The organism is Rhodococcus sp. SBT000017 (assembly GCF_003688915.1).
Classification (GTDB): Bacteria; Actinomycetota; Actinomycetes; order Mycobacteriales; family Mycobacteriaceae; genus Rhodococcoides.
Genome location: NZ_REFU01000001.1, coordinates 947,093 through 973,795, shown reverse-complemented (window position 1 = coordinate 973,795; position 26,703 = coordinate 947,093). Strand labels below are relative to the sequence as shown.

Annotated in this window: 23 protein-coding genes; 11 read left to right on the top strand and 12 right to left on the bottom strand. The window is 65.1% G+C overall.

The features are described 5' to 3' along the window. Positions 1-5: 5 nt before the first annotated feature. Together tal and tkt are read right to left on the bottom strand one after the other, a co-directional pair. Positions 6-1,130 (bottom strand): transaldolase, encoded by a 1,125-nt coding sequence (tal, locus tag AYK61_RS04215; protein WP_121869925.1) that lies wholly within the window; start codon positions 1,128-1,130, stop codon positions 6-8. Between the two features lie 3 nt (positions 1,131-1,133). Then, on the bottom strand, positions 1,134-3,233 hold the full coding sequence (gene tkt / locus AYK61_RS04210) for a transketolase (protein ID WP_121872426.1): 2,100 nt from the start codon (positions 3,231-3,233) through the stop codon (positions 1,134-1,136). Positions 3,234-3,737: 504 nt separating this feature from the next. On the opposite strand from tkt, the gene AYK61_RS04205 reads away from it, so the two are divergent. Further along, complete coding sequence (locus tag AYK61_RS04205; protein ID WP_183130400.1) at positions 3,738-4,652, top strand: heme o synthase; 915 nt, start codon at positions 3,738-3,740, stop codon at positions 4,650-4,652. 23 nt (positions 4,653-4,675) lie between these two features. On the opposite strand, the gene AYK61_RS04200 is transcribed toward AYK61_RS04205, so the two are convergent. Then, positions 4,676-5,641: a quinone oxidoreductase gene (locus AYK61_RS04200; RefSeq protein WP_121869924.1), complete on the bottom strand. Its 966-nt coding sequence runs from the start codon at positions 5,639-5,641 to the stop codon at positions 4,676-4,678. 136 nt (positions 5,642-5,777) lie between these two features. On the opposite strand from AYK61_RS04200, the gene AYK61_RS04195 reads away from it, so the two are divergent. Further along, positions 5,778-6,149, top strand: a complete 372-nt coding sequence (locus AYK61_RS04195; protein ID WP_121872424.1) for a hypothetical protein — start codon at positions 5,778-5,780, stop codon at positions 6,147-6,149. A 139-nt stretch (positions 6,150-6,288) separates the two neighbouring features. On the opposite strand, the gene AYK61_RS04190 is transcribed toward AYK61_RS04195, so the two are convergent. The 4 genes from AYK61_RS04190 to mptB all read right to left on the bottom strand — a co-directional run bounded on the left by AYK61_RS04190 (position 6,289) and on the right by mptB (position 10,755). After that, on the bottom strand, positions 6,289-7,275 hold the full coding sequence (locus AYK61_RS04190; RefSeq protein ID WP_121869923.1) for a heme A synthase: 987 nt from the start codon (positions 7,273-7,275) through the stop codon (positions 6,289-6,291). An 89-nt stretch (positions 7,276-7,364) separates the two neighbouring features. After that, positions 7,365-8,165, bottom strand: coding sequence for an ABC transporter permease (locus AYK61_RS04185; protein WP_121869922.1), 801 nt, complete (start codon positions 8,163-8,165; stop codon positions 7,365-7,367). Next, positions 8,162-9,106 (bottom strand): ABC transporter ATP-binding protein, encoded by a 945-nt coding sequence (locus tag AYK61_RS04180; protein ID WP_121869921.1) that lies wholly within the window; start codon positions 9,104-9,106, stop codon positions 8,162-8,164. Before AYK61_RS04180 ends, AYK61_RS04185 begins: the two co-directional genes overlap by 4 nt. After that, the gene (mptB, locus tag AYK61_RS04175; RefSeq protein WP_121869920.1) at positions 9,103-10,755 is read right to left on the bottom strand and encodes a polyprenol phosphomannose-dependent alpha 1,6 mannosyltransferase MptB; all 1,653 of its coding nucleotides are present in this window, start codon (positions 10,753-10,755) and stop codon (positions 9,103-9,105) included. The genes AYK61_RS04180 and mptB overlap by 4 nt, the downstream gene beginning before the upstream one ends. 190 nt (positions 10,756-10,945) lie before the next feature. Here mptB and AYK61_RS04170 point away from each other — a divergent pair, with 190 nt between their 5' ends. From AYK61_RS04170 to AYK61_RS04140, 7 genes are read left to right on the top strand one after another with little or no spacing between them, the layout of a single operon-like run. Next, positions 10,946-11,806, top strand: a complete 861-nt coding sequence (locus AYK61_RS04170; RefSeq protein ID WP_374700535.1) for a helix-turn-helix transcriptional regulator — start codon at positions 10,946-10,948, stop codon at positions 11,804-11,806. Continuing rightward, positions 11,803-13,248, top strand: coding sequence for a Fe-S cluster assembly protein SufB (sufB, locus tag AYK61_RS04165; protein ID WP_032377835.1), 1,446 nt, complete (start codon positions 11,803-11,805; stop codon positions 13,246-13,248). Before AYK61_RS04170 ends, sufB begins: the two co-directional genes overlap by 4 nt. 24 nt (positions 13,249-13,272) lie before the next feature. Then, entirely contained in the window at positions 13,273-14,463 is a 1,191-nt protein-coding gene (gene sufD, locus AYK61_RS04160; protein WP_121872422.1) for a Fe-S cluster assembly protein SufD, read from the top strand. Positions 14,464-14,505: 42 nt separating this feature from the next. Next, on the top strand, positions 14,506-15,282 hold the full coding sequence (gene sufC / locus AYK61_RS04155; RefSeq protein ID WP_121869919.1) for a Fe-S cluster assembly ATPase SufC: 777 nt from the start codon (positions 14,506-14,508) through the stop codon (positions 15,280-15,282). Positions 15,283-15,284: 2 nt separating this feature from the next. After that, entirely contained in the window at positions 15,285-16,577 is a 1,293-nt protein-coding gene (locus tag AYK61_RS04150; RefSeq protein WP_121869918.1) for a cysteine desulfurase, read from the top strand. After that, on the top strand, positions 16,578-17,075 hold the full coding sequence (sufU, locus tag AYK61_RS04145) for a Fe-S cluster assembly sulfur transfer protein SufU (protein WP_121869917.1): 498 nt from the start codon (positions 16,578-16,580) through the stop codon (positions 17,073-17,075). Further along, positions 17,072-17,452 carry a metal-sulfur cluster assembly factor gene (locus AYK61_RS04140; RefSeq protein WP_008716491.1) on the top strand — a complete coding sequence of 127 codons (381 nt, stop codon included), beginning with the start codon at positions 17,072-17,074 and terminating at the stop codon, positions 17,450-17,452. Before sufU ends, AYK61_RS04140 begins: the two co-directional genes overlap by 4 nt. 21 nt (positions 17,453-17,473) lie before the next feature. Here the strand turns inward: AYK61_RS04140 and AYK61_RS04135 are convergent, their stop codons facing one another. Genes AYK61_RS04135 through AYK61_RS04125 form a run of 3 tightly spaced genes read right to left on the bottom strand, consistent with a single transcriptional unit; the run spans position 17,474 to position 20,398 of the window. Next, a complete protein-coding gene (locus tag AYK61_RS04135; protein WP_121869916.1) occupies positions 17,474-18,415 on the bottom strand; it encodes a Ku protein in 942 nt (313 codons plus the stop codon). Between the two features lie 52 nt (positions 18,416-18,467). Further along, positions 18,468-19,613: a lycopene cyclase family protein gene (locus AYK61_RS04130; protein WP_121869915.1), complete on the bottom strand. Its 1,146-nt coding sequence runs from the start codon at positions 19,611-19,613 to the stop codon at positions 18,468-18,470. Next, positions 19,610-20,398 carry an SDR family oxidoreductase gene (locus AYK61_RS04125; RefSeq protein WP_121869914.1) on the bottom strand — a complete coding sequence of 263 codons (789 nt, stop codon included), beginning with the start codon at positions 20,396-20,398 and terminating at the stop codon, positions 19,610-19,612. Before AYK61_RS04125 ends, AYK61_RS04130 begins: the two co-directional genes overlap by 4 nt. A 156-nt stretch (positions 20,399-20,554) precedes the next feature. Between AYK61_RS04125 and AYK61_RS04120 the strand changes: the two genes are divergently transcribed. Further along, positions 20,555-22,186, top strand: coding sequence for an ABC-F family ATP-binding cassette domain-containing protein (locus tag AYK61_RS04120; RefSeq protein WP_094615158.1), 1,632 nt, complete (start codon positions 20,555-20,557; stop codon positions 22,184-22,186). A gap of 10 nt (positions 22,187-22,196) precedes the next feature. Here the strand turns inward: AYK61_RS04120 and AYK61_RS04115 are convergent, their stop codons facing one another. Both AYK61_RS04115 and AYK61_RS04110 read right to left on the bottom strand, forming a co-directional pair. Then, positions 22,197-22,763 carry a TetR/AcrR family transcriptional regulator gene (locus tag AYK61_RS04115; protein WP_121869913.1) on the bottom strand — a complete coding sequence of 189 codons (567 nt, stop codon included), beginning with the start codon at positions 22,761-22,763 and terminating at the stop codon, positions 22,197-22,199. Between the two features lie 113 nt (positions 22,764-22,876). Further along, complete coding sequence (locus tag AYK61_RS04110; RefSeq protein WP_121869912.1) at positions 22,877-25,687, bottom strand: aconitate hydratase; 2,811 nt, start codon at positions 25,685-25,687, stop codon at positions 22,877-22,879. A 348-nt stretch (positions 25,688-26,035) separates the two neighbouring features. On the opposite strand from AYK61_RS04110, the gene AYK61_RS04105 reads away from it, so the two are divergent. Continuing rightward, on the top strand, positions 26,036-26,578 hold the full coding sequence (locus AYK61_RS04105; RefSeq protein WP_121869911.1) for a DUF6676 family protein: 543 nt from the start codon (positions 26,036-26,038) through the stop codon (positions 26,576-26,578). Positions 26,579-26,703 lie beyond the last annotated feature (125 nt).

The window sequence follows — 26,703 nt, the reverse complement described above, 5'->3', positions numbered from 1 at the left end:
GTCGGTCAGCTCTTCTGACCTGCTTGGCGAAGCTGCTCGCCGGTGGCCTCGAGCAACTCGTTCCAGGCGGCCTCGAACTTCTGGACGCCTTCGTTCTCCAACGTCACGAAGACATCGGTGATGTCGATACCGAGCGCCGAGATGCGGTCGAAGATCTCCTGCGATTCCGGTCCCTTGCCCGAGACCGTGTCGCCGACGACCTCGCCGTGATCGGCAACCGCGTCCATGGTCTTCTCCGGCATCGTGTTCACCGTGTTCGGTGAGACGAGCTCGGTGACGTACATGGTGTCGGGGTAGGCGTCGGACTTCACGCCGGTCGACGCCCACAGCGGACGCTGCGGACGCGCGCCGCTACCGACGAGCTCGCGGAACCGAGGAGCGACCTCGAAGATCTGCTGGTACGCCACGTATGCGAGACGAGCATTGGCCAGAGCGGCCTTGCCCTTGAGTGCCTCGGCATCGGGGGTGCCGATCGCATCGAGCCGGGAATCGATCTCGCTGTCCACGCGGGAGACGAAGAACGACGCGACCGAGTGGATCTTGTCGAGGTCGTGACCGGCTGCGCGCGCGTTCTCGAGGCCCTCGAGGTAGGCGTTCATCACCAGTTCGTAGCGCTCGACGGAGAAGATCAGCGTGACGTTGACGCTGATGCCCTCGCCGATCACCTTGGCGATAGCGGGGATTCCTGCCTCGGTGGCCGGAATCTTGATGAGCAGGTTCGGGCGGTCGACGATCTTCCACAGTTCGACGGCCTGCTCGTACGTCTTGTCGGCATCGTGTGCCAGGCGGGGATCGACCTCGATCGACACCCGACCGTCGACGCCTGCACTGGCCTCGTACTGAGGCATCAGGATGTCGCACGCCTCACGAACGTCGTCGGTGGTGACCGTACGGATCGTGGTCTCGACGTCGGCACCTTCACCGGCGAGCTTGGTCACCTGCTCGTCGTATGCCGCGCCCGAGCTCAGGGCGGCCTGGAAGATCGACGGGTTGGTCGTCACTCCGACGACACTCTTGGTGTCGATCAGGTCCTTCAGGTTGCCCGAGCGGATGCGATCACGGGACAGGTCGTCCAGCCATACCGAGATTCCGGCGGCGGAGAGCTCTGCGAGATTCTTGTTCTGGGTCATGAATTATCCCTTCACATTGGTGATGGAGCGCTGTGCGGCTGCGGTGACGGCCTCGGCGGTGAAGCCGAACTCGCGGAAAAGTGTTGCAGCGTCGGCAGATTCGCCGTAGTGCTCGAGCGAGATGATCTCGCCGAAGCCGCCGACGATCTTCCACCACGGCATCGCGATGCCGGCTTCGATCGACACCCGGGCCTTGACGGTGGGCGGGATCACCTGGTCGCGGTAGTTCTGATCCTGGCTCTCGAACCACTCGACGCACGGCATCGAGACGACGCGGGCGGCGATGCCCTGCGCCTCGAGCTGCTTCTGTGCCTCCACGGCGTACTGCAGCTCGGAACCGGTGCCGATCAGCACGACGTCGGGGGTCGCCTTGGACGACTCGACGAGGATGTATCCGCCCTTGGAGACGCCCTCGTAGCTGGTGCCCTCGAGAATCGGGATGCCCTGACGGGTCAGCGCGAGGCCGACGGGTCCGCTGCTGCTGGACTTGGCCAGCACTGCCTGCCATGCGAATGCGGTTTCGTTGGCGTCACCGGGGCGTACCACCGACAGGTTGGGGATGGCCCGCAGCGCGGCGAGATGCTCGACCGGCTGGTGCGTCGGGCCGTCCTCGCCGAGGCCGACGGAATCGTGGGTCCACACGTAGATGGGGTCGATGTCCATGAGCGACGCGAGCCGAACCGCAGGCCGCATGTAGTCGCTGAACTGCATGAACGTTCCGCCGTATGCGCGGGTCGGGCCGTGCATGACGATGCCGGACAGGATGGCGCCCATCGCGTGCTCACGGATGCCGAAGTGCAGCGTGCGGCCGTACGGCTCGGCGTCCCAGTCGTCGGTGGAGATCGACGTGGGGCCGAAGGACTTCGCACCCTTGATCGTGGTGTTGTTGCTGCCGGCGAGGTCGGCCGAGCCGCCCCACAGTTCCGGGAGAACGGGTCCGACGGCGTTGAGGACCTCGCCCGACGCCGCACGTGTCGCGACGGCCTTGCTGCCGGGCTCCCAGGTGGGCAGAACGTCGGTCCAGTTCTCGGGCAACGTGCCCTGGGTCAGGCGGTCCAGCAGCTTCTTGCGCTCGGGCTCGCGCGCAGCCCAGGCGTCGAATTCGACGGTCCACTCGGCGTGGGCCTTGCGGCCGCGCTCCTGCAGCTTGCGGGTGTGGCCGATGACCTCGTCGGTGACCTCGAACGTCTTGGCGGGGTCGAAATCGAGTGCCTGCTTGACCTTCGCGATCTCCTCGTCGCCCAGTGCGGCACCGTGGACTGCACCGGTGTTCATCATGGTGGGGGCCGGGAAGCCGATGATGGTGCGCAGCACGATGATCGACGGCTTGTCGGTGACGGCCTTGGCAGCCTCGACGGCCTCTTCGATCGCGGTGACGTTCTCGCCGCCTTCGACCACCTGGACGTGCCAGCCGTAGGCCTCGTAGCGCGCGGCGGTGTTCTCGCTGAGGGCGATGTCGGTGGAGTGCTCGATCGAGATCTTGTTGTCGTCGTAGAACAGGATCAGGTTGCCGAGCTGCTGAGTACCGGCCAGCGACGAAGCCTCGGACGTGACGCCTTCTTCGATGTCTCCATCGGACGCGATGACGTAGATGAAGTGGTCGAACGGGCTCTCACCCAGAGCGGGTTCGGGATCGAACAGGCCACGCTCGCGGCGTGCCGCCATGGCCATGCCCACGGCCGAGGCGAGTCCCTGGCCGAGCGGGCCGGTGGTGATCTCGACGCCGTCGGTGTGGCGGAACTCGGGGTGTCCGGGTGTCTTGGACTTGTAGGTGCGCAGCGCCTCGATGTCGGCGAGCTCGAGTCCGAAGCCGCCCAAGTACAGCTGCAGGTAGAGCGTCAGGCTCGAGTGGCCGCACGAGAGCACGAACCGGTCGCGGCCGATCCAGTGCGTGTCGGTGGGGTCGTGGCGCATGGTGCGCTGGAAGAGGGTGTAGGCGAGGGGGGCCAGGCTCATCGCGGTTCCGGGGTGGCCGTTGCCGACCTTCTGCACTGCGTCCGCTGCCAGAACACGAACGGTGTCGACCGCTCGGGTGTCCAGGTCCGTCCAGTCGCTCGGGTGGTGCGCCGTGGTGAGGACGTCAATATCGTCTGTGATCGACACGAGCAGAAATCTCCTGACATTCGTTCGAGTTGTGGCTCCGAGGAATCGTCGCTCGGCGGCCACTGCGATGCGCCTGGGAGAAGCACGTGCGCAGTCGGTGCCGAAGGACGTCCTTCACCAGCCTAGTTCTGTCCGACCCTACTGTCGTGCCTTCCCCCGGGCGATTGCGCGCGGGTTACTCGTAGGCGACATATTCCTCACTTTGGGTGCCCTGCGAATTGGAGGTGCAAACCCAGCCGTCTACCATCGGTCGTAGTAGGCGCACGTTCGTCGGCCCCCGCGGTGGTAGTTGCGGAGGACCGCGCGTGCGCGCAGGCGCCGAAGTGTCGCCGTGGAGAGACAACCCGCGTGCCGGTGGCGCGCGAGCAAGTGGCCGAGCGCCAGAGAACGACAGTCGTGCGAGGAGACGCAGTGCGAATTGGGCAGCAGCCGGGCGGACACGGTTTCGCCGGCGGCCCCGGATTCGGAGCAGACGACAAGGGTGAGCCCACGCAGGCCGCGCCGGTGACGTCCGCCCCGCGCAGAGCATTCGCACTCTTTCTTGCGTATGTCGCGCTCACGAAGCCCCGGGTCATCGAACTCCTCCTCGTCACGACCATTCCGGCGATGTTGCTGGCAGACCGAGGAAACGTCGATCCGTGGCTGATCCTCACCACGCTGTTCGGCGGAATGCTGGCCGCGGCCAGCGCCAACACGCTGAACATGGTGGTCGACGCAGACATCGACAAGGTGATGAAGCGCACCGAGAAGCGCCCACTCGCCCGCGGTGCCATGCCCGTCTCGCACGCCCTGATCTTCGGGCTCGTCCTGGGTGTGTTCTCGTTCTTCTGGCTGTGGGCTACCACCAACCTGCTCAGCGGTGTGCTTGCCGTCGTCACCATCTGCTTCTACATCTTCGTCTACACCCTCGTGCTCAAGCGGCGCACCTCGCAGAACGTGGTGTGGGGTGGCGCGGCCGGTTGTATGCCGGTGATGATCGGTTGGTCCGCCGTGACCGGCACGATCGGGTGGCAGGCGCTGGTGATGTTCCTTGTGATCTTCCTGTGGACGCCGCCGCACACCTGGGCGCTCATGCTCCGTTACAAGGAGGACTACCAGGCGGCCAACGTGCCGATGTTGCCTGCTGTCGCCTCGGAAACGAAGGTCACCAAGCACATCGTGCTCTATGCATGGGCCACCGTTGCCGCAACGCTCGCGTTGGCGCCGGGCTCGGGCGTCGTCTACGCGGCCGTCGCCGTGGCGTCGGGAGTGTGGTTCCTCGTCGTCGCTCATCGCCTGTACGCAGGCGTGCGAGCGGGGACTCCGGTCAAGCCGCTGAAGTTGTTCATCCTGTCCAACGAGTACTTGGCCCTGGTGTTCTGCGGTCTTGCCGTGGACTCGGTGCTCGGCTGGCAAACGCTCGCCCAGATCTTTTCCTGAGCGAGCGTCCGCCGAGAGCCGGATCAGGGAACCAGAACGATGGACCCGATCGTCTTGCGTGACTCGAGGTCGATATGGGCCTGCGCCGCGTCCTCGAGTGCATAGCGCGCACCCACCCGGACCGTGAGCGCTCCGCTCGCCATCGCTGCGAACACATCTCCGGCGCGCCACTCCAGTTCGGCTCGGTCTCGGATGTGATGCGCGAGCGTGGGCCTGGTCAGGAACAGAGATCCTGCGCCGTTGAGCCGCTGCGGATCGAGAGGCGGGACCGGACCGCTCGCGGCACCGAACAAAGCCAGCGTCCCTCTGATCCGAAGCGACGCCATGCTGGCCTCGAACGTCTCGGCACCGACACCGTCGTACACCGCATGGACGCCCTCGCCGTCGGTGATCTCGCGCACGCGTGCGGCGATGTCCTCGTCGTAGCGCAACACGTGGGCTGCACCGGCATGTGTGGACCGCTCGGCCTTAGCATCCGTGGAGACCGTGGTGATCACGTTCACGCCCTTCGCCACCGCCATCTGCGTCAACAGCAGCCCGACGCCACCTGCGCCGGCGTGCACCAGGACGGTCTCACCCCGCTGGGCCGGGTAGGTGGATTCGATCAGATAGTGCGCCGTCATGCCCTGCAGCAGCGCCGAGGCGGCCTGATCGGCAGGAACGCCGTCGGGTACCGCGATGGCGGACGAGGCGTCGACCAGGACGTATTCGGCGTAGCTACCCGGTGCTGTGGCCCAGGCGACGCGATGTCCCGGTGCGAAACCGGTGACGTCTGCTCCGAGTTGTTCGATCACCCCTGATCCCTCGTCGCCGGGAACGTACGGCAGCGCGCGCGGGTACAGTCCGCGCCGAAAGTACGTGTCGATGTAGTTGATGCCGACGGCGTCGATCCGAACCAGGAGTTGACCGGGTCCCGGCGTGGGTATCGGAACGTCGACGATGTTCATGACCTCGGGTCCGCCGGTGTTGTCTATTCGAATGGCACGCATGAGCACCGTTCTACACGGGCGCGTCGCACCCGGGTACACAGATCCGCTCGATGCACGCATGCGAGCGAAGTTACCGATCAGTAACGACTCGACGGGTCGATGCGGGGATCGTGGACGACCTCGGTATCGTGTCGGCATGGCTACCGAAATCGACAGTGCGGGTATCGAGAAGAACGAGTCGAACGACGTTCCCAAGGGAACGCTCGCGGCAGTGAAGAGCTTCCTCGCCGACCACGGCAACTCTGCCAACGTGGTGATCCAGCCGGTCGGTCGGGCCGGGACTCGGCTCACCATGGTCGGTGCCGACGGCGTCCTCGGGGACCAGGTGGTGGCGACGACCGCCATCGCCCGCGCGATCGTCGACGGTCTCGACCAGTTGACCGAGGCCGAATGGGACCGCGAGCTGGTCAGTTCGGTCAATCCGGCACCCGGACACCACGAGAAGATGGCCGGGTGGGTAGCCAATCAGAAGAAGTTCCCGAAGGCGCGCAACCAGGCGATCGTCTGAGCGGAGAAAAGTCGCAAAACTTGTTCGATTCGGCGGGAACCAACTCGGTACCCGGTGCGTCGAAGTCAGTGGAGGGGCAGTCGGCCATCTGAGGGGGAGGTCGGCTGCCCCTCCACCCTGTTCGAAGCTCGACCGATCGTCACGAGCGAACTGCAACGTCCTCGGTGGTCTCGATCTTCTCGGACGTGGCCGGGCCGCGAGTTCGGCAGGCCGCCCAGACGGCTGCGGTGGCGGCGGTACATGCGCCCGCACCGGCCACGTGGAAGGCGACGAGCACGGCCGGAACCCCGGTGAAGTACTGGACCAAGCCGATCAGAGACTGTGCCAGCACCAGAGCGATCAGGACATTGAGTCGAAACTTGACCGCCTTCGGCGCACGCACTGCGTACAGGGCGAATGCCAGTCCGACGAGCAGGGCCAGGTAGCCGACCAGGAACTGCGAGTGCGCGTGCACCAGCGTCACGATCTCGATACCGAGGCGCGGCACCGGTTCTTCGACGCTCTTGTCGCCTGCGTGCGGACCGGCTCCGGTCACCATGGTGCCCGCGATCAGCACGCCCGTCAGTGCGATTCCGGACAGCCCCGTCAGCGCTCGCAGAGCACCCGGCACCGTGGGCGTCGACTCCGATGGAGCATCGCTCTCGCCCACCTTGGCGTACAGCAGCGTGGCCAGCCACACCATCGCCATCGAGACGACGAGGTGAACGGCGACCGTCCACCACAGCAGTCCGGTGAGCACCGTGAATCCGCCGATGACGGCCTGCACGACGGTACCGAGTGGCATCAGCCACGCGAAGAACAGCACTTCCCGACGACGCCGCGCCCTGGTGACGGCGATGACGACAGCGGCGGCCGCGAGAACAACCACGAACGTGAGCAGACGATTGCCGAACTCGACCGCCTGATGCAGAATCGGCACCTCGGACACCCCGACGGGAGTGAAGCTGCCGGGGAAGCACTGCGGCCATGTGGGGCATCCGAGACCGGATCCGGTGACGCGAACGACGGCACCGGTGACTGCGATGCCACCCTGCGTCAGGATCGCGATGAATGCCAGCACCCGTTGCACTCGAAGCGAGGGCAAGGGCAGGAGATCGACGACGCGCAAGAACGCTCTGTACAGCACCCCACGATGGTAAACGCCGATCAACTACACAGCGTCGTTGGGTGGCGAGCGTCGTTGGGTGGCGAGCGTCGTTGGGTAGCGAGCGTCGATCAGGTGAACTTGAACGTGCGGACGGCGAGGGTGCCGCACACCACAGCCCACACCAGCAGTACGACCACGCCGAAGATGTCGAAGGACGAGGACACACCTCTGCTCAGGGCCTCACCCAGCGCGCCGGACGGAACGATGCGTGCGACGTTCTGCAGTCCTTGGGGGATCTGGTCGTCCACGAACACCGCGCTGCCGATTCCCAGCATCACGAACCAGGCGATGTTCGCGAGCGCCAACACGATCTCGGCGCGCAGGGTGCCGCCGAGCAGCAGTCCCATCGACGCGAAGGTGATGGTTCCCAGAGCGATGATGACGGCCCCGAGCAACAGACCCGTCGCGCTCGGTCGCCATCCCAGAGCGACGCCGATCGAGCCGAGCAGAATCGACTGCAGAATCACCACGATCACCACGGCGGCGGATTTGCCGCCGATGATGCCCCACCGCGGAAGTGGTGTCGCCCCGAGCCTCTTGAGAGCGCCGTAGCGGCGATCGAAGCCGACAGCGATCGCCTGGCCGGTGAACGCCGTCGACATGATGGCCACCATCATCACGGCCGGGACCACTCGGGCAACTCGGTCGGTGCCGAGTTCGCCGAAGGGCAACAGGGTCAATCCGATCAGCAATGTGATCGGGATGAACATCGTCAGCAGCAACTGTTCACCGTTGCGCAGCAACAACTTCAGTTCGAGGCGGGTCTGCGCGAGGAGCATGCGCGCAGCCGACGCGGGCTGCGGGCGAGGCGAGAACAGGCCTGTCTCGAATCGGTTGTCGGCGAGCCGGGCTTCTCTGCGCACGGTCACTTCCTCAATTCTCTGCCGGTCAGCTCGAGGAACACGTCCTCGAGGCGGCGCTGGTCGACCTGTAACTCGGTGGCCAACACGTCCTGCTGTGCACACCAGGACGTGACGATCACCAGAATCTGCGGCTCGATCACGCCGGAGACCACATAGGAGCCGGGCGTCGGTTCCGACGGTACGTAACCCGGGGGAAGAGCCGCGTCGAGCAGGGACAGTTCGAGTCCCGGGGGTGCGGTGAAGCGCAGTTGCCCCTCGGCACCCTGCTTGGTCAGTTCCGACGGTGTGCCCGAGGCGACGACGCGTCCGTTGTCGATGATCGTCAGCCGGTCCGCGAGCTGCTCGGCCTCGTCCATCAGATGTGTCGTGAGCAGTACGCCGACACCGTCGCGGCGCAGGGCGTCGATCAGCTCCCACACCAGCAGCCGGGCCTGGGCGTCGAGCCCGGCGGTCGGTTCGTCGAGGAAGACCAGTTCGGGCCGTCCGACAATGGCGCAGGCCAGGGCCAGTCGCTGCTGCTGCCCACCGGAGAGCCGCCGGTACGGGGTGCGGACGGCAGAGGTCAGGCCGAGGCAATCGAGCAGCCAAGCCGGATCGAGTGGGTCGGCCGAGTACGAGGCGACGAGTTGGAGCATCTCGCCGGCTTTGGAACCGGGGTACGCACCTCCGCCCTGGAGCATGACGCCGATGCGTGGCCTCAGCTGCGCCGACTGTGCGACGGGATCGAGACCCAGGACCCGGACCGAGCCGCTGTCGGGTACGACGAATCCCTCGCACATCTCGACGGTGGTGGTCTTTCCGGCACCGTTGGGGCCCAGCAGCGCGAGAACCTCGCCGGGGCCGATGTTCAGGCTCAGTCCGTCGACGGCACCGACACCGTCGTACGACTTGCGTACGTCGGTCAGTTGTACGACAGGTTGCGTCGCGTCGGACGTCCCGGAGATCACGAGGACTCAGCGTATTCGTCGGTGCTGCGGTCGCGTGCCGGTGGTCCGGTGCGGGAGGGCCACGGCATCCGGTTTCGCGTGAGGAGGTAGAGCACTGCGATGGTCAGGATGGTCATGACTGCGGCCTGCACGATCTGGAACGGCTGGTACTCACTGCCGTTGGGCATGAGGATCACGCTGACCAACGATGAGAAGGCGATGGCAGGACGCCGGAACGAGGGAGTCGTGGCCCACGCTGCCAGCGGAATCACTGCCCACAGCAGGTACCAGGGCTGCACCACCGGGAACAAGAGAACAACGGCCCCGAGCGCGACGCCGAGTGCGCCGACCGGATGCAGGCGGCCGCGCAGAACGGCGATCAGCATCCGGACGACGATGATCCCCGCGACAACGCCGGCGATCGGGCGAGTGAGACCCAACACAGCGGTGGTGTGATCGCCGAGGCCCAGCAGCACGCCGACGAATCCGGTGCCCAGACCGAGGATCGTCGGAATCGACATCCAGCTGCGTACCACCCCCGCAGTACCCAGAGTGTTGATCCAGCCGAAGCCGAGCCCACTGCCCAGGCTCACGGCGACTTGGACCGCGACGGCGATCGAGCCGAGCAGGAGCGCCGCGTACATCACGGATCTGAGGGTCCCGCCCCATCGCCTCGACAATGCCATCCCCACGAAGCCGAGCGCGATGAGCGAGGGGATCTTGATCGTGGACGACAGCGCGATCAGGCCTGCTCCGCCGACGAGAAAAGCGATATCGGTGCTGCGTAGAGCACCCGAGTGCTCGATCGCGCGAAGCGCCAGTTCGGTGCCCGCCAGCATGAGCCCGATCATCAGGGCTTCGTTGTGGATACCGGCCACCAGGTGGAACAGCAGCAACGGGTTCGCGGCACCGAGCCACAGCGCCGTTACCGACGCGACCCCGCAGCGTCGGGCGAGACGGGGCAGCGACCAGACGATCAGCGCCACGCCCACCAGCGCGAGCAAGCGATGAAGAAAGATGCCCGCAACGATGTTCTCGCCGGTCAGGTACGTGATTCCGCGCCCCATCCACAGGAACAGCGGACCGTAGGGTGCTGGGGTCTCGCGCCAGATGTTGGGAACCGTTCGGGTCAGGACGTTGTCGGCCCCGAGTGCATCGACCGGACCGACCTCGTACGGGTCGAGTCCGCGTGCGGTGATCTCGCTCTGGGCCAGGTACGAGTAGACGTCACGCGAAAACATCGGCGGTGCCACACTCAACGGCAGGATCCACAGCAGCAGCGTGCGGTCCATCTGGGAACGAGTGAGCCGACGCGGGGTGCCTCCCGATCGCGTGCGTCCCAACGCGAATCTTCCCAACAGCAACCACGCGAGCACCACGATGACGGTTCCGGTCATCGTGACGGTCAGTGCGGTGGTCGCCATCCGGGACGGCAGGCTCAGAAGTCGGACACCTGCGATCGGGTTCTGCAGCACCGGTTGCGCTCCCGCGCCGAGGGCACCGATCGCCATCAGCAAAGCGCCCGCGGCCCCGAAACGGCGGATGTTCCTGAGCTGGTTCGTTTCCGACGGATTCAGCCCCGGTGCTTCCGGCTCGTCTCCGTGCAGGGTGGCGACGCCGCCGCCAGGCGGACTGGACTCGAGCCCGATGACTCGACGCGCGGGGGCCACGACGAACCGGTGGACGAGCGCAGTCGGCGTGGACTTCGATGTGCCGGACACCGAGGGAGACTCGGGACCGCTCGCGGAAGGTGAGCTCTCGAAACTGGGCTCACTGTCGGTCGATGGCACAGTGGGAGCGTAGCGGTGCACTCACGCGGGATCTCCACCGTGCTCGGTGAGCGAGCCGCATAGGGCACCCTTGCTGGACCGGTTACCGCAATTCCGTCACACTGGTGTTGTGAAAACAACCGAGAGTTCGCTCGTGCGTCCGGGAAGTGTCGAGTCATCGGCCTCCGGCGCAGGCGTTTCGTCGGTGCGACCCACGTCGGCCCCCGAGGGGCAGACGCGGAGCGCTGTGGTCACTCTGCTTCTCGAAGAGGGTCCCATCACCGCCTCCGACATCGGTACTCGGCTGGGGTTGAGCGCGGCAGGTGTCCGACGTCACTTGGACGCACTGATCGACGTGGGCGAGGCCCGCATCACCACTCCTGCGGGTGCTCGGCAACGTGGTCGGGGACGACCGGCGAAGCATTTCCAGCTCACCGCGGCCGGGCGTAACCGTCTCGGCCACACCTACGACGATCTTGCCGGTGCCGCCATGCGGCAGCTACGCAAGATCGGTGGAGACGCGGCCATCGAGACATTCGCCCGGCAACGAGTCAACACGATCGTGGCCGACGTGGAGCCGGCGACGGGATCCGATGCGCATGCCGTGGAGGACGCCGCCGACCGAATCGCCGACGCGTTCAGTGCGGCAGGTTTTTCTGCCACCACCCGTCAGGTGGGCAACGGTGTGCAGATCTGCCAGCACCACTGCCCGGTGTCGCACGTCGCCTCCGAGTTTCCGGAGCTGTGCGAGGCAGAGCAGACCGCGTTCGCCGAGATCCTCGGCACGCACGTGCAGCGTTTGGCGACCATCGCCAACGGCAACTGCGCGTGCACGACGCACGTGCCGCTGTCACCGACGCGGCACTCGAACATCGATAGTTCCGACAAGAAGACTCCCGACGCGCAGCCCCGCGTCGGAGAACGCCCACGCCTCCGGAAGGAGCCCGCATGACCGTCACACCAGACCAGGTGACACCCACCGCGCCGCTGACCCAGGACGAGACCATCGCCTCGCTCGGCACCTACGGATACGGCTGGGCCGACTCGGACGTAGCCGGTGAAAGCGCCAAGCGCGGTCTTTCCGAGGCCGTCGTCCGCGACATCTCACAGAAGAAGAGCGAGCCCGAGTGGATGCTCGAGGCGCGCCTCAAGGCGCTCAAGACGTTCGAGCGCAAGCCGATGCCGAACTGGGGTTCCAACCTCGACGGTATCGATTTCGACAACATCAAGTACTTCGTGCGGTCCAGCGAGAAGCAGGCTGCAACGTGGGAAGACCTGCCCGAGGACATCAAGAACACGTACGACAAGCTCGGCATCCCCGAGGCGGAGAAGCAGCGCCTCGTCTCCGGTGTCGCCGCTCAGTACGAGTCCGAGGTCGTCTACCACTCGATCCGTGAGGACCTCGAGGCTCAGGGAGTGTTGTTCCTCGACACCGACACCGCCCTCAAGGAGCAGCCGGAGCTGTTCCGCGAATACTTCGGCACCGTCATCCCCGCAGGCGACAACAAGTTCTCCGCGCTGAACACCGCGGTGTGGTCCGGTGGATCCTTCATCTACATCCCGCCGGGCGTCCACGTGGACATCCCGCTGCAGGCCTACTTCCGGATCAACACCGAGAACATGGGTCAGTTCGAGCGGACGCTGATCATCGTCGACGAGGGCGCATACGTTCACTACGTCGAGGGCTGCACCGCGCCGATCTACAAGTCGGATTCGCTGCACTCCGCCGTGGTGGAGATCATCGTCAAGAAGGGCGGCCGTTGCCGCTACACGACCATCCAGAACTGGTCGAACAACGTCTACAACCTCGTCACCAAGCGCGCCAAGGCCGAGGCAGGCGCAACGATGGAGTGGGTCGACGGCAACATCGGCTCCAAGGTCACCATGAAGTACCCGGCCGTCTGGATGACCGGCGAGTACGCCAAGGGCGAGGTTCTCTCGGTCGCGTTCGCAGGCCCGGACCAGCACCAGGACACCGGCTCGAAGATGCTGCACCTGGCACCGCACACGTCCTCGAACATCGTCAGCAAGTCCGTAGCTCGCGGCGGTGGCCGGACGTCGTACCGCGGTCTGATCCAGATCAACAAGGGAGCGCACGGTTCGCGCTCGACGGTCAAGTGCGACGCGTTGCTCGTCGACACGATCAGTCGTTCCGACACGTACCCGTACGTCGATATCCGTGAGGACGACGTGTCCATGGGCCACGAGGCCACCGTCTCGAAGGTGAGCGACGATCAGTTGTTCTACCTGATGAGCCGCGGCATGACCGAGGACGAGGCCATGGCAATGGTGGTGCGCGGCTTCGTCGAGCCGATCGCTCGCGAACTGCCGATGGAATACGCGCTCGAGCTCAACCGGCTCATCGAGCTGCAGATGGAAGGGTCGGTCGGATAAGTGAACAACCCCCTCACCGGAGTGATGGGTGCCGTGGCATCCGAAAACCCCGAGTCGGCCAAGGAAGACAAGTCGAAGCTCGTCGAGAACAAGGGCGCTCAGTTCACGTCCTACGACGTGAATGCGTTCGAGATCCCGTCCGGCCGTGACGAGCTGTGGCGTTTCACGCCGCTGCGTCGGCTGCGCGGCTTGCACGACGGTTCCGCTGTCGCCGACGGGGCCGCTCAGGTCACCGTCGGCGCCCCGGAATCGGTGGTCGTGGAGACCGTCGGTCGCGACGACGAGCGACTGGGCAAGGCCGGCGTTCCGGCCGATCGTATTGCCGCTCAGGCATTCTCGGCGTTCACCGAGGCCACGATCGTCTCCGTGCCGAACGAGGTCGAGGTGTCCGATCCGATCGAGATCACCGTCGACGGTCCCGGTGTCGACCATGTCGCCTACGGCCACGTGCAGATCCGGCTCGGTACGTTCGCTCGTGCCACCGTCGTGATCGACCAGCGGGGTAGCGGCACGTACGCCGAGAACGTCGAGTTCGTTCTCGGCGACAGCTCGCAGTTGCACGTAGTAGTGATTCAAGACTGGCAATCCGATGCCGTGCACGTCGCAGCACACCATGCACTACTGGGACGCGACGCCGTGCTGCGGCACTACAACGTCAGTCTCGGCGGCGATCTGGTGCGCATCAGCCCGACCGTGCGCTACAGCGCGCCCGGCGGCGACGCGAACCTGCTCGGTGTGTACTTCGCCGACGCAGGCCAGCACCTCGAGCAGCGACTGCTCGTCGACCACTCGGCTCCGCACTGCAAGTCGAACGTGATGTACAAGGGTGCGCTGCAGGGCGAAGTCGGTCCGGGCAAGCACGACGCGCACACCGTCTGGATCGGCGACGTTCTCATCCGCGCCGAGGCCGAGGGCACCGAAACGTACGAGCTCAACCGGAACCTGGTACTCACCGACGGCGCTCGCGCAGACTCGGTGCCGAACCTGGAAATCGAGACCGGCGAGATCGTCGGGGCAGGCCACGCCAGTGCGACCGGCCGCTTCGACGACGAGCAGCTGTTCTACTTGCGCGCTCGCGGCATCTCGGAGGAGGTGGCCCGACGCCTGGTCGTCCGCGGTTTCTTCCACGAGATCATCGACAAGATTCCGGTCCCCGCCGTGCGCGAACGTCTGGACGCTGCCATCGAGACCGAACTCGCCGTCGTCGGCGCGTAGGTCTCACCCGAAACTTTCTCGACTGCACAAAGGAATTTGAAGATGTCCACACTCGAAATCCGCGATCTGCACGTCAGCGTCGCCAACTCCGACTCGACCGCGGAGCCCATCAACATCCTCAAGGGTGTCGACCTCACCGTGAAGTCCGGTGAGACGCACGCGATCATGGGGCCCAACGGTTCCGGCAAGTCCACGCTGTCCTACGCCATCGCAGGCCACCCCAAGTACGCGGTGACCTCCGGCACCATCACCCTCGACGGTGAAGACGTGCTCGAGATGAGCGTCGACGAGCGCGCCCGTGCCGGCCTGTTCCTGGCAATGCAGTACCCGGTGGAGGTGCCCGGCGTCTCGATGTCGAACTTCCTTCGTACCGCCGCCACCGCGGTGCGCGGTGAGGCCCCCAAGCTTCGGCACTGGGTGAAGGAAGCCAAGACCGCCATGAGCGAACTGGAGATCGAGCCCAACTTCCTCGAGCGCAACGTCAACGAAGGCTTCTCCGGTGGCGAGAAGAAGCGTCACGAGATTCTTCAGCTGGGACTGCTCAAGCCTAAGATCGCCATTCTCGACGAGACCGACTCCGGCCTCGATGTCGATGCCCTGCGAGTGGTGTCGGAGGGCGTCAACAAGTACAAGGAGCGCGAAGAAGGTGGAGTGCTGCTGATCACGCACTACACCCGCATTCTGCGCTACATCAAGCCCGATTTCGTGCACGTCTTCGTCAACGGCGAAATCGTGAAGTCCGGCGGAGCAGAGCTGGCCGACGAGCTCGAGGCCAACGGGTACGCCGGCTACTCCCAGGCCGCGACCACCGGAGCATGAGTATGGCTGCACCGGCAGCTGTGGCGGTGGCGGCATCGTTCGATGTCGCCACGGTTCGCCGCGATTTCCCCATCCTCTCGCGCACCGTCCGGGATGGAAAGCCGTTGGTGTACCTCGATTCCGGTGCCACCTCGCAGCGGCCCGTACAGGTACTCGACGCCGAGCGCGAGTTCCTCACCACCTGCAATGCCGCAGTGCACCGCGGGGCGCACCAGCTGGCCGAGGAGGCCACCGACGCATACGAGGGAGCCAGGGCGGCCATCGCGTCGTTCGTCGGGGCCGACGTCGACGAGATCATGTTCACCAAGAACGCGACCGAGTCGCTCAACCTCGTGACGTACGTGCTTGCCGATCAGCGATTCGACCGCCATCTCGGTCCCGGCGACGAGATCGTCGTCACCGAACTCGAGCATCACGCCAATCTCGTTCCGTGGCAGGAGTTGGCAGCTCGAACCGGTGCCACGCTGCGCTGGTACGGCGTCACCGACGACGGTCGAATCGATCTCGATTCGCTCGAGTTGTCCTCTGCCGTCAAGGTTCTCGCGTTCACGCATCAGTCCAACGTGACCGGCGCGGTCGCTCCGGTCGAGGAATTGGTGCGTCGGGCCAGGGCCGTCGGAGCGCTCGTCGTCCTCGACGCATGCCAGTCGGTGCCGCACATGAAGGTCGATTTCCACGCGCTCGACGTCGACTACGCGGCGTTCTCCGGTCACAAGATGCTCGGTCCCTCGGGAGTGGGCGTGCTGTACGGCAAGGCTGCACTCCTCGAGGCGATGCCTCCGTTCATCACCGGCGGTTCGATGATCGAGACCGTCACCATGGAGAAGACGACGTTCGCCGCGCCCCCAAAACGATTCGAGGCCGGGGTTCCGATGACCTCGCAGGTCGTCGGACTCGGCGCAGCCGTGCGGTATCTGGAGAACATCGGTATCGATGTCATCGCCGCTCACGAGAAGACCTTGGTTGCAGCAACTCTTGCCGAGTTCGCAAAGATCGACGGTGTTCGTGTGATCGGGCCGACCGAGAACGTCGACCGTGGTTCGGCAGTGTCGTTCGTGGTCGAAGGTATTCACGCCCACGACCTCGGACAGATTCTGGACGACGAGGGCGTCGCCATTCGCGTCGGGCATCACTGCGCGTGGCCTCTGCATCGTCGATTCGGTGTGGCTGCGACAGCGCGCGCCTCGTTCGCGCTGTACAACACGGTCGAGGAAGTGCAGGTTCTCGCACAGGCGATTCGCCGCGCACAGTCGTTCTTCGGCACCACCGACCACGGCGGGGGAGGTCAGCAGTAGATGCGTATGGAACAGATGTACCAGGAAGTGATCCTCGATCACTACAAGCACCCGCACGGCCGTGGACTGCGCGAGCCCTTCGGCGCAGAGGTACACCACGTCAACCCCACCTGCGGCGACGAGGTGACCCTGCGTGTGCAGATCGAGAACGGCACCGTCGCAGACGTCTCGTACGACGGCCAGGGCTGCTCGATCAGTCAGGCGGCGACATCGGTGCTCACCGATCAGGTGGTCGGGCTGACCGTCGACGAAGCCCTGACGACGGTCGATGCGTTCAGCGAGATGGTGGGCAGTCGAGGTACCGTCGAGGGTGACGAGGATGTCATCGGTGATGGAATCGCATTCGCCGGTGTGGCCAAATACCCGGCCCGCGTGAAGTGCGCCCTGCTGGGCTGGATGGCTTTCAAGGACGCGGTTGTTCAAGTAGTGGACGCAGATTCGACAGCCACGACGGGCGAGACCGCCCAGTCGGCATTTTCCGGAGGACAGCAATCATGACCGAAGCAACAGAGACGACACCAGCCGTGACCACCACGCCGGTGGAACTCACGGCCGACGAGATCAAGGTGCTCGAGGACCTCGAAGAAGCGATGCGCGACGTCGTCGACCCCGAGCTCGGTATCAATGTCGTCGACCTGGGTCTGGTGTACGACATCAAGATCGATGCCGACGACATCGTCACGGTCGACATGACGCTGACGTCGGCGGCGTGCCCGTTGACCGACGTCATCGAGGATCAGGCTCGTGGCGCGCTCGTGCGCAGCGGACTTGCCGCAGACCTCAAGATCAACTGGGTCTGGATGCCGCCGTGGGGCCCGGACAAGATCACCGACGACGGTCGCGAGCAGCTCAGGGCCCTCGGCTTCACCGTCTGACGTACGGACGAGTCGGCCCGCTCACGCGCCTTTGGCTTCGTCAGCCTTGGAGTCGGCGGACTTGGCTGAGGTCGACTTCTTGGCCGCTGCCTTCTTGGCCGGGGCCTTCTTTGCCGCTGCTTTCTTGGCGGGTGCCTTCTTCGCCGGAGCCGATGCGGCGGACCCCGACTTCGCGTTCTTTCCTGCCGCCTCGACGCTCCGCTGCAAGGCCGCCACGAGATCCACGACCTCGGCATCCTCACCGTCGTCTTCTTTGTCCTTCTCGGTGTGGATGACCTTCTCGCCGCCGTTGGCGAGCGTCTCGTCGATCAGCTTGCGCAGTTCGGTCTGGTAATCGTCGGTGTACTCGGTGGGATCGAATTCCGAGGACATGCTTTCCACCAGCGACGTCGCCATCTTCACTTCCTGCGGGCGCGCGGACGGAGCATCCTCGAGCGAAGGAAATTCTGCGGCCCTGACTTCGTCCGGCCACAGCAGTGTCTGGATCACCAACACGTCGTCGCGCACGCGCAATGCAGCCAGACGGGTCTTCTGTCGCAGAGTGAAGTGCACCAGTGCGGTGCGTTCTGTTTCCTCGAGCGTCTCCCGAAGCAGAACGTAAGCCTTCGGCGACGCGGAGTCCGGTTCGAGGAAGTAGCTCTTGTCGTAGAGGATCGGATCGATCTGCTCGGTCGGCACGAATTCGAGAACCGGAATTTCGTGCTTCTCCGCCGCAGGGAGCTTGTCGAAGTCGTCGTCGGTGAGAATGACGCGTTCGCCGTCGGGGGAGTCGTACGCCTTGTCGATATCGGCGAACTGAACCGACTTGCCGCATTCCTGACAGATCCGGTCGTACTTGATTCGACCGCCGTCCTTCGCGTGCACTTGATGGAACCGAATGTCGTGCTGCTCGGTGGCCGAATAGACCTTCACCGGAACATTGACCAGTCCGAAGGCGATCGAGCCCTTCCAAATGCTGCGCATCTGTCCATGATCGCCGACCGGGCGCCCGTGTGTCGACCGTTGGCGAGAAAACTCAGCCGCGGCCCGGAGTGCGCGCTATCGTGCGCGCGATCGCGAGCCTGGCGGACGCCGGGAGCGTCGGAAACATTTTCAGCATCGCGGTCATCGTCCCGAGCGCGTCGTCATGGCCGGACAGGTACGAACGCTGCAGTTCGACCGGGAGCGAGAAGAAGCTGGAGAAGAACTGGGGGACCATCTCGGGTTCGAGTGCCAGTGCCGTGCGCAGGCCGAGGTTGCGAAGCTTCTGGACCGTCCAGACGTGCACCGGTCGGTTCGGGCCCGATCGACCGCCGCCTCGAAATCTCTCGACGAGGTGATCCGCCGACGCCAGCGACGCCGCGACGCTGTATCCCGTGGCGGGATGCATCAGATTCGACCGGGAACCGAACAGCACCGGTCCGCCTCGCCCGGTGTGAAGCAGCGATCGAGGCGGCGGTTCGACCGAGAACCGCACTCGCTCGACGTCCTCGTGGCCGGTCGGTTCCAGATTCCGGTGGGTGAGACGGTGGTGCAGCCGCGATCGAAGAATGGCGAGTTCGAGCGGTGGTCGGCCGACCAGACAGGTCTCTTCGAGCAGGATCCGATCCTCGTCGAGCGCCACGGCGTACAGAAAACTCGGGGCTTCACCTGAGCGAGCGCCGTTGTCGGTACGCCAGTCCATGAACCAGGCGTCGGATCCTTCGAGTATCGGCTCGGCGCGGTGCCGTTCGACGACGATGCCGTATGCCGTCTGCTGTGCCAGGTCGCGCGAATCGAGCGTGCCCCGGGCGTCGACGACGTGACGGGCATCGACGATGGTGCCGTCGGCGGTCGTCACGCGGGAACCGGTGACGTCCACTGCCGTCCCGGCCAGCACTCGCACGCGGTCGAGGGACAAGGTCGCTTGCAGTGCAGGTGTGTCCAGCACGCAGTACGTCCGGTCGATGATCCGATGGCGATCTGTCCATACCGCCGGCTTCTGCGCAGTCGAGGCAACGGCGGTCTGTGGCAACCACGACGGCAACTCGTCGGCCCAGGCGGAATACGTCGGTGTCCAGGTGCGCGACGGGTGTGGATCGAGTGCAACCACGTCGAGTCCGGCCTCGGCACATCGATGGGCGACCGCCCGCCCCGCGGGACCGAGTCCGACGACGGCGACGTCGGCCGAGAAATCGTTCACATTCCGCCGGTGGCGAGCAAACCACCGTCCACGCGCACGGTCTCGCCGGTGATCCAGGAGGATGCGTCCGACACCAGGAAGGCCACCAGGGCCGCTACGTCCTCCGGGTTTCCGAGGCGCTTCATCGGGTAGCCGGCCGCCGCGGCGTCTTCTCCGTTGGCGACGAGAGCCTCGGCGAACTTCGTCTTCACCACGCCCGGTGCCACGGCATTGACGCGAATCTTCGGACCGAGCTGCCAGGCGAGTTCCTCTGTGAGGCGGATCAGAGCAGCTTTGGATGCGCCGTACGCGGCGATCACTCCGGTGGAGCGGATGCCTGCCACGCTGGCGATATTGACGATCGCGCCGCCGTGCTCGCCCATCCAGGCATGGAACGCCTGCTGGACGAAGCCGAGAGTCCCCACGACGTTCGTGTCGAAGATCTTGCTCACGCCCGCCAGGTCGGCATCCATCAGCGAGCCGTAGACGGGATTGATGCCGGTGTTGTTGACCAGGATGTCCAGTGAACCGAAGGTCTCCACAGTGCTCGCCACCGCGGTGCGCCGGTGCTCCGGGTCGCCCGCATTGCCGTCGATCGCGAGTACCGAATCACCGAGTTCCGCTGCCGCCGCAATCAGAGGTTCGCGCTTGCGAGCGGTGATGGCGACGTTCGCGCCGCGAGCGAGCAGTTCCGCGGCGATGGCCTTGCCGATGCCTCGGCTGCCGCCGGTGACGAGTGCGGTGCGCCCGGTGAGGTCGGGGATCGGCGCGCTGGAAGAGCTGACTGTTTCGGGAGCGTCGGTCATCGATCAGACGTTACCGGTGTCACCGTCGTTCCTGGGTGAGGGCACGTGAATGCTGAGCTAAAATGGGGGTTTGCTGTGCCGTTCGGCGGCGCACATCGAGTTCGCCCGTCGGTCGACGGGCAACGATATTGTTCGGCAATCGCTAGGAGCTCACGCGTGATCACCGCCACCGACCTGGAAGTTCGTGCCGGTGTGCGGACCCTTCTGTCCACCGAGGGGCCCGCGCTCCGTGTACAGGCAGGCGACCGCATCGGGTTGGTGGGTCGCAACGGTGCAGGCAAGACCACCACTCTGCGCATCCTGGCAGGCGAAGGCGAGCCCTACGCGGGTGAGGTCGTGCGCACCGGAGAGCTCGGCTACCTTCCGCAGGATCCCAAGGAAGGCGACCTCGACGTGCTGGCCAAGGACCGAGTGCTCTCGGCCAGGGGCCTGGACACCCTCTTGCACAAGATGGAAAAGCAGCAGGCACTGATGGCCGAAGTGGCCGACGAGGCGCTGCTCGACAAGGCCGTCCGCAAGTACGGCGAACTCGAAGAGCGTTTCGCCTCGCTCGGCGGCTACGAAGCCGAGAGCGAAGCGGCCCGCATCTGCAACAGCCTCGGCTTGGCCGACCGCATCCTCGGCCAACCGCTGCGGACCCTGTCCGGTGGTCAGCGCCGACGCGTCGAACTGGCTCGGATTCTGTTCGCCGCGTCCGACGGCAGTGGTGGACGCTCGAACACCACGTTGCTGCTCGACGAGCCCACCAACCACCTCGACGCCGATTCCATCACCTGGTTGCGGGGATTCCTGCAGAACCACGAGGGCGGACTCATCGTGATCAGTCACGACGTGGAACTGCTCGGAGACGTGGTGAACAGGGTGTGGTTCCTCGACGCCGTGCGCGGCGAAGCCGACATCTACAACATGAACTGGAAGAAGTACCTCGACGCCCGCGCCACGGACGAGCAGCGCCGCCGCCGCGAACGCGCCAACGCGGAGAAGAAGGCCGGAGCACTGCGCGTGCAGGCCGCCAAGATGGGGGCCAAGGCAACCAAAGCCGTTGCGGCACAGAACATGGCGAAGCGCGCGGACAAGTTGATGGCCAACCTCGATGCGGAGCGCGTATCCGACAAGGTTGCGCACATTCGCTTTCCTGAGCCTGCCCCCTGCGGCAAGACACCGTTGATGGCCAAGAACCTGACCAAGATGTACGGGTCGCTGGAGATCTTTGCCGGCGTCGATCTGGCGATCGACCGGGGGAGCCGCGTGGTGGTGCTCGGGCTCAACGGTGCCGGTAAGACGACACTGCTGCGCATTCTGGCCGGAACCGAGAAGGCCGACACCGGAGAGATCGAACCCGGCCACGGCATGCGCGTAGGTTACTTCGCCCAAGAGCACGACACCCTCGACGACATGGCGTCGGTGTGGGAGAACATCCGGCATGCGGCACCCGACACCGGCGAGCAGGAACTGAGGTCGCTGCTCGGAGCGTTCATGTTCACCGGACCCCAGCTCGACCAGCCTGCAGGAACATTGTCCGGCGGTGAGAAGACCCGTCTGGCACTCGCCGGGTTGGTGTCCTCCGCGGCAAACGTGCTGCTGCTCGACGAACCGACCAACAACCTCGACCCGATCTCCCGTGAACAGGTCCTCGACGCGCTCCGCAGCTACAAGGGTGCCGTCGTACTGGTGACCCACGATCCCGGTGCCGCCGAAGCGCTCTCACCCGAACGAGTGATTCTGCTCCCCGACGGTACCGAGGACCACTGGTCGCAGGAATACCTGGAACTGATCCAGCTCGCCTAGTGGGGCGGGGTCAGTCCTGCCGCCGGACCGATTCCTCGACCAGATCCAGGATCGCTGCGAGGTTCGACCGGCCGTGGCCGGACGCGATGCGGGCCACCAGTCCGTCCAGCACGAGATCGAGGTAGTCGGCGAGGACGTCGTTGGGTACGTCGTCGCGCAGTCTTCCTGCGGTCTTCTGACGCTCGAGTCGTCCGAGTGTCGCGTCGGTCAGCTCGGCAGACCGTTCGGCCCAGCTGGTCCGGAAGTCCGCGTCGGTGCGCAATCGTCGGGTGATCTCGAGCCGCGTTCCGAGCCACTCGAATTGTTCGGGTTGCGCCAGCATGTCTCGCATCACCTGCACCAGACCCTGGGTGGAAGCGACCTCGGCCATGCGTCGGGCATCTTCCTGCGCCAGCGCGAGGAAGAGTCCGTCCTTGTCCTTGAAGTGGTGGAATATGGCTCCGCGCGACAGGCCGGTGGCCTCTTCGAGACGCCGTACTGTCGCGCCCTCGTAACCGAACTCGCCGAAGCACTTACGCGCGCCGTCGAGAATTTCGCTTCGACGGGCGGCCAGGTGGTCTTCGCTGACCTTGGGCACGTGTGGGTTTCCTACTTTCGATGAGGGCCTCGACCGATACGGCGATGGGCCCGGAAACACGTTGTCGGTTCCGGGCCCATCGCCGTTCGAGGCATACGTCAGACGACGCGCACTCAGCCTCTGATCATGTTGCGCAGCACGTACTGCAGGATGCCGCCGTTGCGGTAGTAGTCCGCTTCACCCGGGGTGTCGATGCGAACCACGGCCTCGAATTCGACCTTGGAGCCGTCTTCCTTGGTGGCGATGACGGTCATCGTCTTCGGGGTGGTGCCCTCGTTCAGCTTCGCAACTCCGACGATGTCGAAGGTCTCGGTGCCGTCGAGCTTGAGCGACGATGCGCTCTCACCGGCCGGGAACTGCAGGGGAACGACGCCCATGCCGATGAGGTTGGAGCGGTGGATGCGCTCGAACGACTCGGTGATGACGGCCTTGACGCCGAGGAGCGAGGTGCCCTTGGCCGCCCAGTCGCGCGAGGAGCCGCTGCCGTACTCCTTGCCGCCAAGCACGACCAGCGGAATGCCGGCCTTCTGGTAGTTCTGCGACGCGTCGTAGATGAAGGACTGCGGTCCACCGTCCTGCGTGAAGTCGCGGGTGTAGCCGCCCGAGACGTCGTCGAGGAGCTGGTTCTTGAGGCGAATGTTCGCGAACGTTCCGCGAATCATGACCTCGTGGTTTCCGCGACGCGAACCGAGCGAGTTGTAGTCCTTGCGCTCGACACCGTGCGAATCCAGGTACTGCGCGGCAGGCGTACCTGCCTTGATGGGTCCGGCCGGGCTGATGTGGTCGGTGGTGACCGAATCGCCGAGCAGGGCCAACACGCGTGCACCGGTGATGTCCTCGACAGGAGCCGGGTCCATCGTCATGCCGTCGAAGTACGGAGGCTTACGCACGTAGGTGGACTTGGGATCCCACTCGAACGTGTCGCCCTCGGGGGTCGACAGGTTCTGCCAGCGGCTGTCACCGGCGAAGATGGTCTCGTAGGACTTGCTGAACATGTCGCGGCTGATCGAGGACTGGATGGTCGATTCGATCTCCTCGGCGGACGGCCAGATGTCCTTGAGGAACACGGGGTTGCCCTCGTGATCCTCGCCGAGAGCGTCGGTCTCGAAATCGAAGTCCATCGTGCCCGCCAGGCCGTAGGCGATGACCAGCGGCGGCGAAGCCAAGTAGTTCATCTTCACGTCGGGGGAGATGCGGCCTTCGAAGTTGCGGTTGCCCGACAGCACTGCGGTGACCGAGAGGTCGTTGTCGTTGATCGCCTTCGAGATCGGCTCGAGCAGCGGACCGGTGTTACCGATACACGTGGTGCAGCCGTAACCGCCGAGGTAGTAGCCGAGCTTCTCGAGGTACGGCCACAGGCCGGCCTTCTCGTAGTAGTCGGTGACGACCTGCGAGCCGGGAGCCATGTTGGTCTTGACCCAGGGCTTGGTGGACAGCCCCTTCTCCACGGCATTGCGGGCGAGCAGTGCTGCGCCGAGCATGACCGACGGGTTCGAGGTGTTGGTGCAGGAGGTGATTCCCGCAACCACGACGGCACCGTGATCGAGCACGAATTCGCCTGCCTCGTCCGTGGTGACGCGGATCGGCTTGCTCGGACGACCCTCGGAACCGTATGCGGCAGAACGTACGTCGACCGAATCTTCTTCGGCGAAGCTCAGCGAAGCGGAGTCGCTGGCCGGGAACGATTCGTCGAGGGCCTCGTCGAGCTTGCTGTCGCCCTCGTGCTTGGGGTGGTTCTCCTCGACGTAGTTGTGGATGTCCTTGCGGAACGCAACCTTGGACTCGGACAACAGGATTCGGTCCTGCGGACGCTTCGGGCCCGCGATGGACGGAACGACCGAGTTGAGGTCGAGCTCGATGTACTCGGAGTACACGGCCTCGTTCTTCGGGTCGTGCCACATGCCCTGTTCCTTGGCGTACGCCTCGACGAGCGCGAGCTGCTCGTCGCTGCGGCCGGTGAGGCGCAGGTAGTTGATGGTTTCCTCGTCGATCGGGAAGATCGCTGCGGTGGAACCGAACTCGGGGCTCATGTTGCCCAGGGTGGCGCGGTTCGCGAGCGGAACCTCGGCCACGCCCTCGCCGTAGAACTCGACGAACTTGCCGACGACACCGTGCTTGCGCAGCATCTCGGTTGCGGTCAGCACCACGTCGGTCGCGGTGACGCCGGGCTGGATCTCACCGGAGAGCTTGAAACCGACGACGCGGGGGATGAGCATCGAGACGGGCTGGCCGAGCATGGCCGCCTCCGCTTCGATACCGCCCACGCCCCAGCCCAGCACACCGAGGCCGTTGACCATCGTGGTGTGCGAGTCGGTGCCGACGCAGGTGTCGGGGTAGGCCTGGCCCTTGCGGGTCATGATCGTCGGTGCCAGGTACTCGATGTTGACCTGGTGCACGATGCCCATGCCCGGGGGGACGACCTTGAAGTCGTCGAACGCGCCCTGTCCCCAACGCAGGAACTGGTAACGCTCGCCGTTGCGCTCGTACTCGAGGTCGACGTTGCGCTCGAGAGCATCGGCGCGGCCGAAGACGTCGAGGATGACCGAGTGATCGATGACCATGTCGGCGGGGGAGAGGGGGTTGACCTTGTTGGGGTCGCCGCCCAGGGTGGTGACGGCTTCACGCATCGTGGCGAGGTCGACGATGCAGGGAACACCGGTGAAGTCCTGCATGATGACGCGTGCAGGGGTGAATTGGATTTCGAAGCTCGGCTCCGCGGACGGATCCCACGAGGCAATCGAACGAATGTGGTCGGCGGTGATGTTGGCACCGTCCTCGGTGCGAAGGAGGTTCTCCGCGAGGACCTTCAGTGCGTAGGGCAACTTCTCGGCACCGGGCAAGGCCGACAGTCGGAAGATCTCGTACGAGTTCTCTCCGACGTCGAGGGTGCCCTTTGCACCGAATGAATCATTACTTGCGGTCACTTCAGCTCCACTCGTCTATGAGGCACACCGCCGACGGGGCTGTGTCGACGGTTGAAGCGAGGCGCTGACTGCGGGCCTCGGCATCGAAACTCTGGAGTGAGAGTTCGAGGCGGACGCACGGTCAGTGTCTCGATGGAAGTCTAACAGTACGCTTGTCCTGTGAAAACCTGCGGCCGGGTTCTCGGTGGGTGTCGAGAGACCGATCCACACGACGATCCTCACGTAGTGCTCCCGGCTGCGCAATGAAGGGCGACCTCAGTAGTTGCGCCGGACCTGCGGGCCTACCAGGTATGGGCGTGGCGGTGACGTAGGGTTCGACCCGACTGGTTCCTACCGACTGGACGAGAGATGCCTGAGCCGATTCACGCCGTTTCCCCACTTGCCACCGATATTCCGGCAGGTCTGGACGTCGACAGCATCGTCGCCACGGTCCGCGAGTCCGGCGTCAGTGCCCCCGCCGACGAGGAAGCCGGGTTGTCCGCTGCCGTCGCGCGCGCCGAGGACCACGGCATCGATCTGAGCATCGTGATCGTGCCGACCGAACCTCGCCACGACTCGCAACTGCGAGACCTCGCCACCGCTGTCGGAGCACGCGAGGGCGGCACGGTTCTCGTGCTCAGCCCCGGGCAGGTGGGCACGTTCAGCGACTCGATCAGTCGGGTGACCCTCGAAGCCGGCCAGGACCGTACTTACACCGGCAACCACGTCGTCGCTGCCGACAACTTCGTCGACACCCTCGTCGAGGATCAGACACCGTGGGGGCTGCTCACGGGCGGTCTGGTCGTCGTGGTCGCCGCGGTCGTGGCCTTGACAGCTGTCGTCAAGGTCCGCCGATATCGCTCTCGTGCGGAGACGAACGACCGCGCGCACAGCGAGTCCGTCGCCGACTGAGCACGCTCGTCCGAGTGTCGTTCGACTGACCGACGCCCACACCGTTCGACCCGGTCCCGATCATGGCCGTGAGGTCGTCCGAAAAAGTCGGAAAAATTGTTTCCGGTAAACCCCGAGTTCACGGC

What these genes read in the sequence shown, in the direction of transcription:
- AYK61_RS04150 (WP_121869918.1), top strand. Translation starts at nt 15,285, where the DNA reads ATGGCTGCACCGGCAGCTGTGGCGGTGGCGGCATCGTTCGATGTCGCC.
- sufB (WP_032377835.1), top strand. Translation starts at nt 11,803, where the DNA reads ATGACCGTCACACCAGACCAGGTGACACCCACCGCGCCGCTGACCCAG.
- AYK61_RS04195 (WP_121872424.1), top strand. Translation starts at nt 5,778, where the DNA reads ATGGCTACCGAAATCGACAGTGCGGGTATCGAGAAGAACGAGTCGAAC.
- sufU (WP_121869917.1), top strand. Translation starts at nt 16,578, where the DNA reads ATGCGTATGGAACAGATGTACCAGGAAGTGATCCTCGATCACTACAAG.
- tal (WP_121869925.1), bottom strand. Translation starts at nt 1,130, where the DNA reads ATGACCCAGAACAAGAATCTCGCAGAGCTCTCCGCCGCCGGAATCTCG.
- sufC (WP_121869919.1), top strand. Translation starts at nt 14,506, where the DNA reads ATGTCCACACTCGAAATCCGCGATCTGCACGTCAGCGTCGCCAACTCC.
- AYK61_RS04125 (WP_121869914.1), bottom strand. Translation starts at nt 20,398, where the DNA reads ATGACCGACGCTCCCGAAACAGTCAGCTCTTCCAGCGCGCCGATCCCC.
- AYK61_RS04140 (WP_008716491.1), top strand. Translation starts at nt 17,072, where the DNA reads ATGACCGAAGCAACAGAGACGACACCAGCCGTGACCACCACGCCGGTG.
- AYK61_RS04200 (WP_121869924.1), bottom strand. Translation starts at nt 5,641, where the DNA reads ATGCGTGCCATTCGAATAGACAACACCGGCGGACCCGAGGTCATGAAC.
- AYK61_RS04135 (WP_121869916.1), bottom strand. Translation starts at nt 18,415, where the DNA reads ATGCGCAGCATTTGGAAGGGCTCGATCGCCTTCGGACTGGTCAATGTT.
- sufD (WP_121872422.1), top strand. Translation starts at nt 13,273, where the DNA reads ATGGGTGCCGTGGCATCCGAAAACCCCGAGTCGGCCAAGGAAGACAAG.
- AYK61_RS04105 (WP_121869911.1), top strand. Translation starts at nt 26,036, where the DNA reads ATGCCTGAGCCGATTCACGCCGTTTCCCCACTTGCCACCGATATTCCG.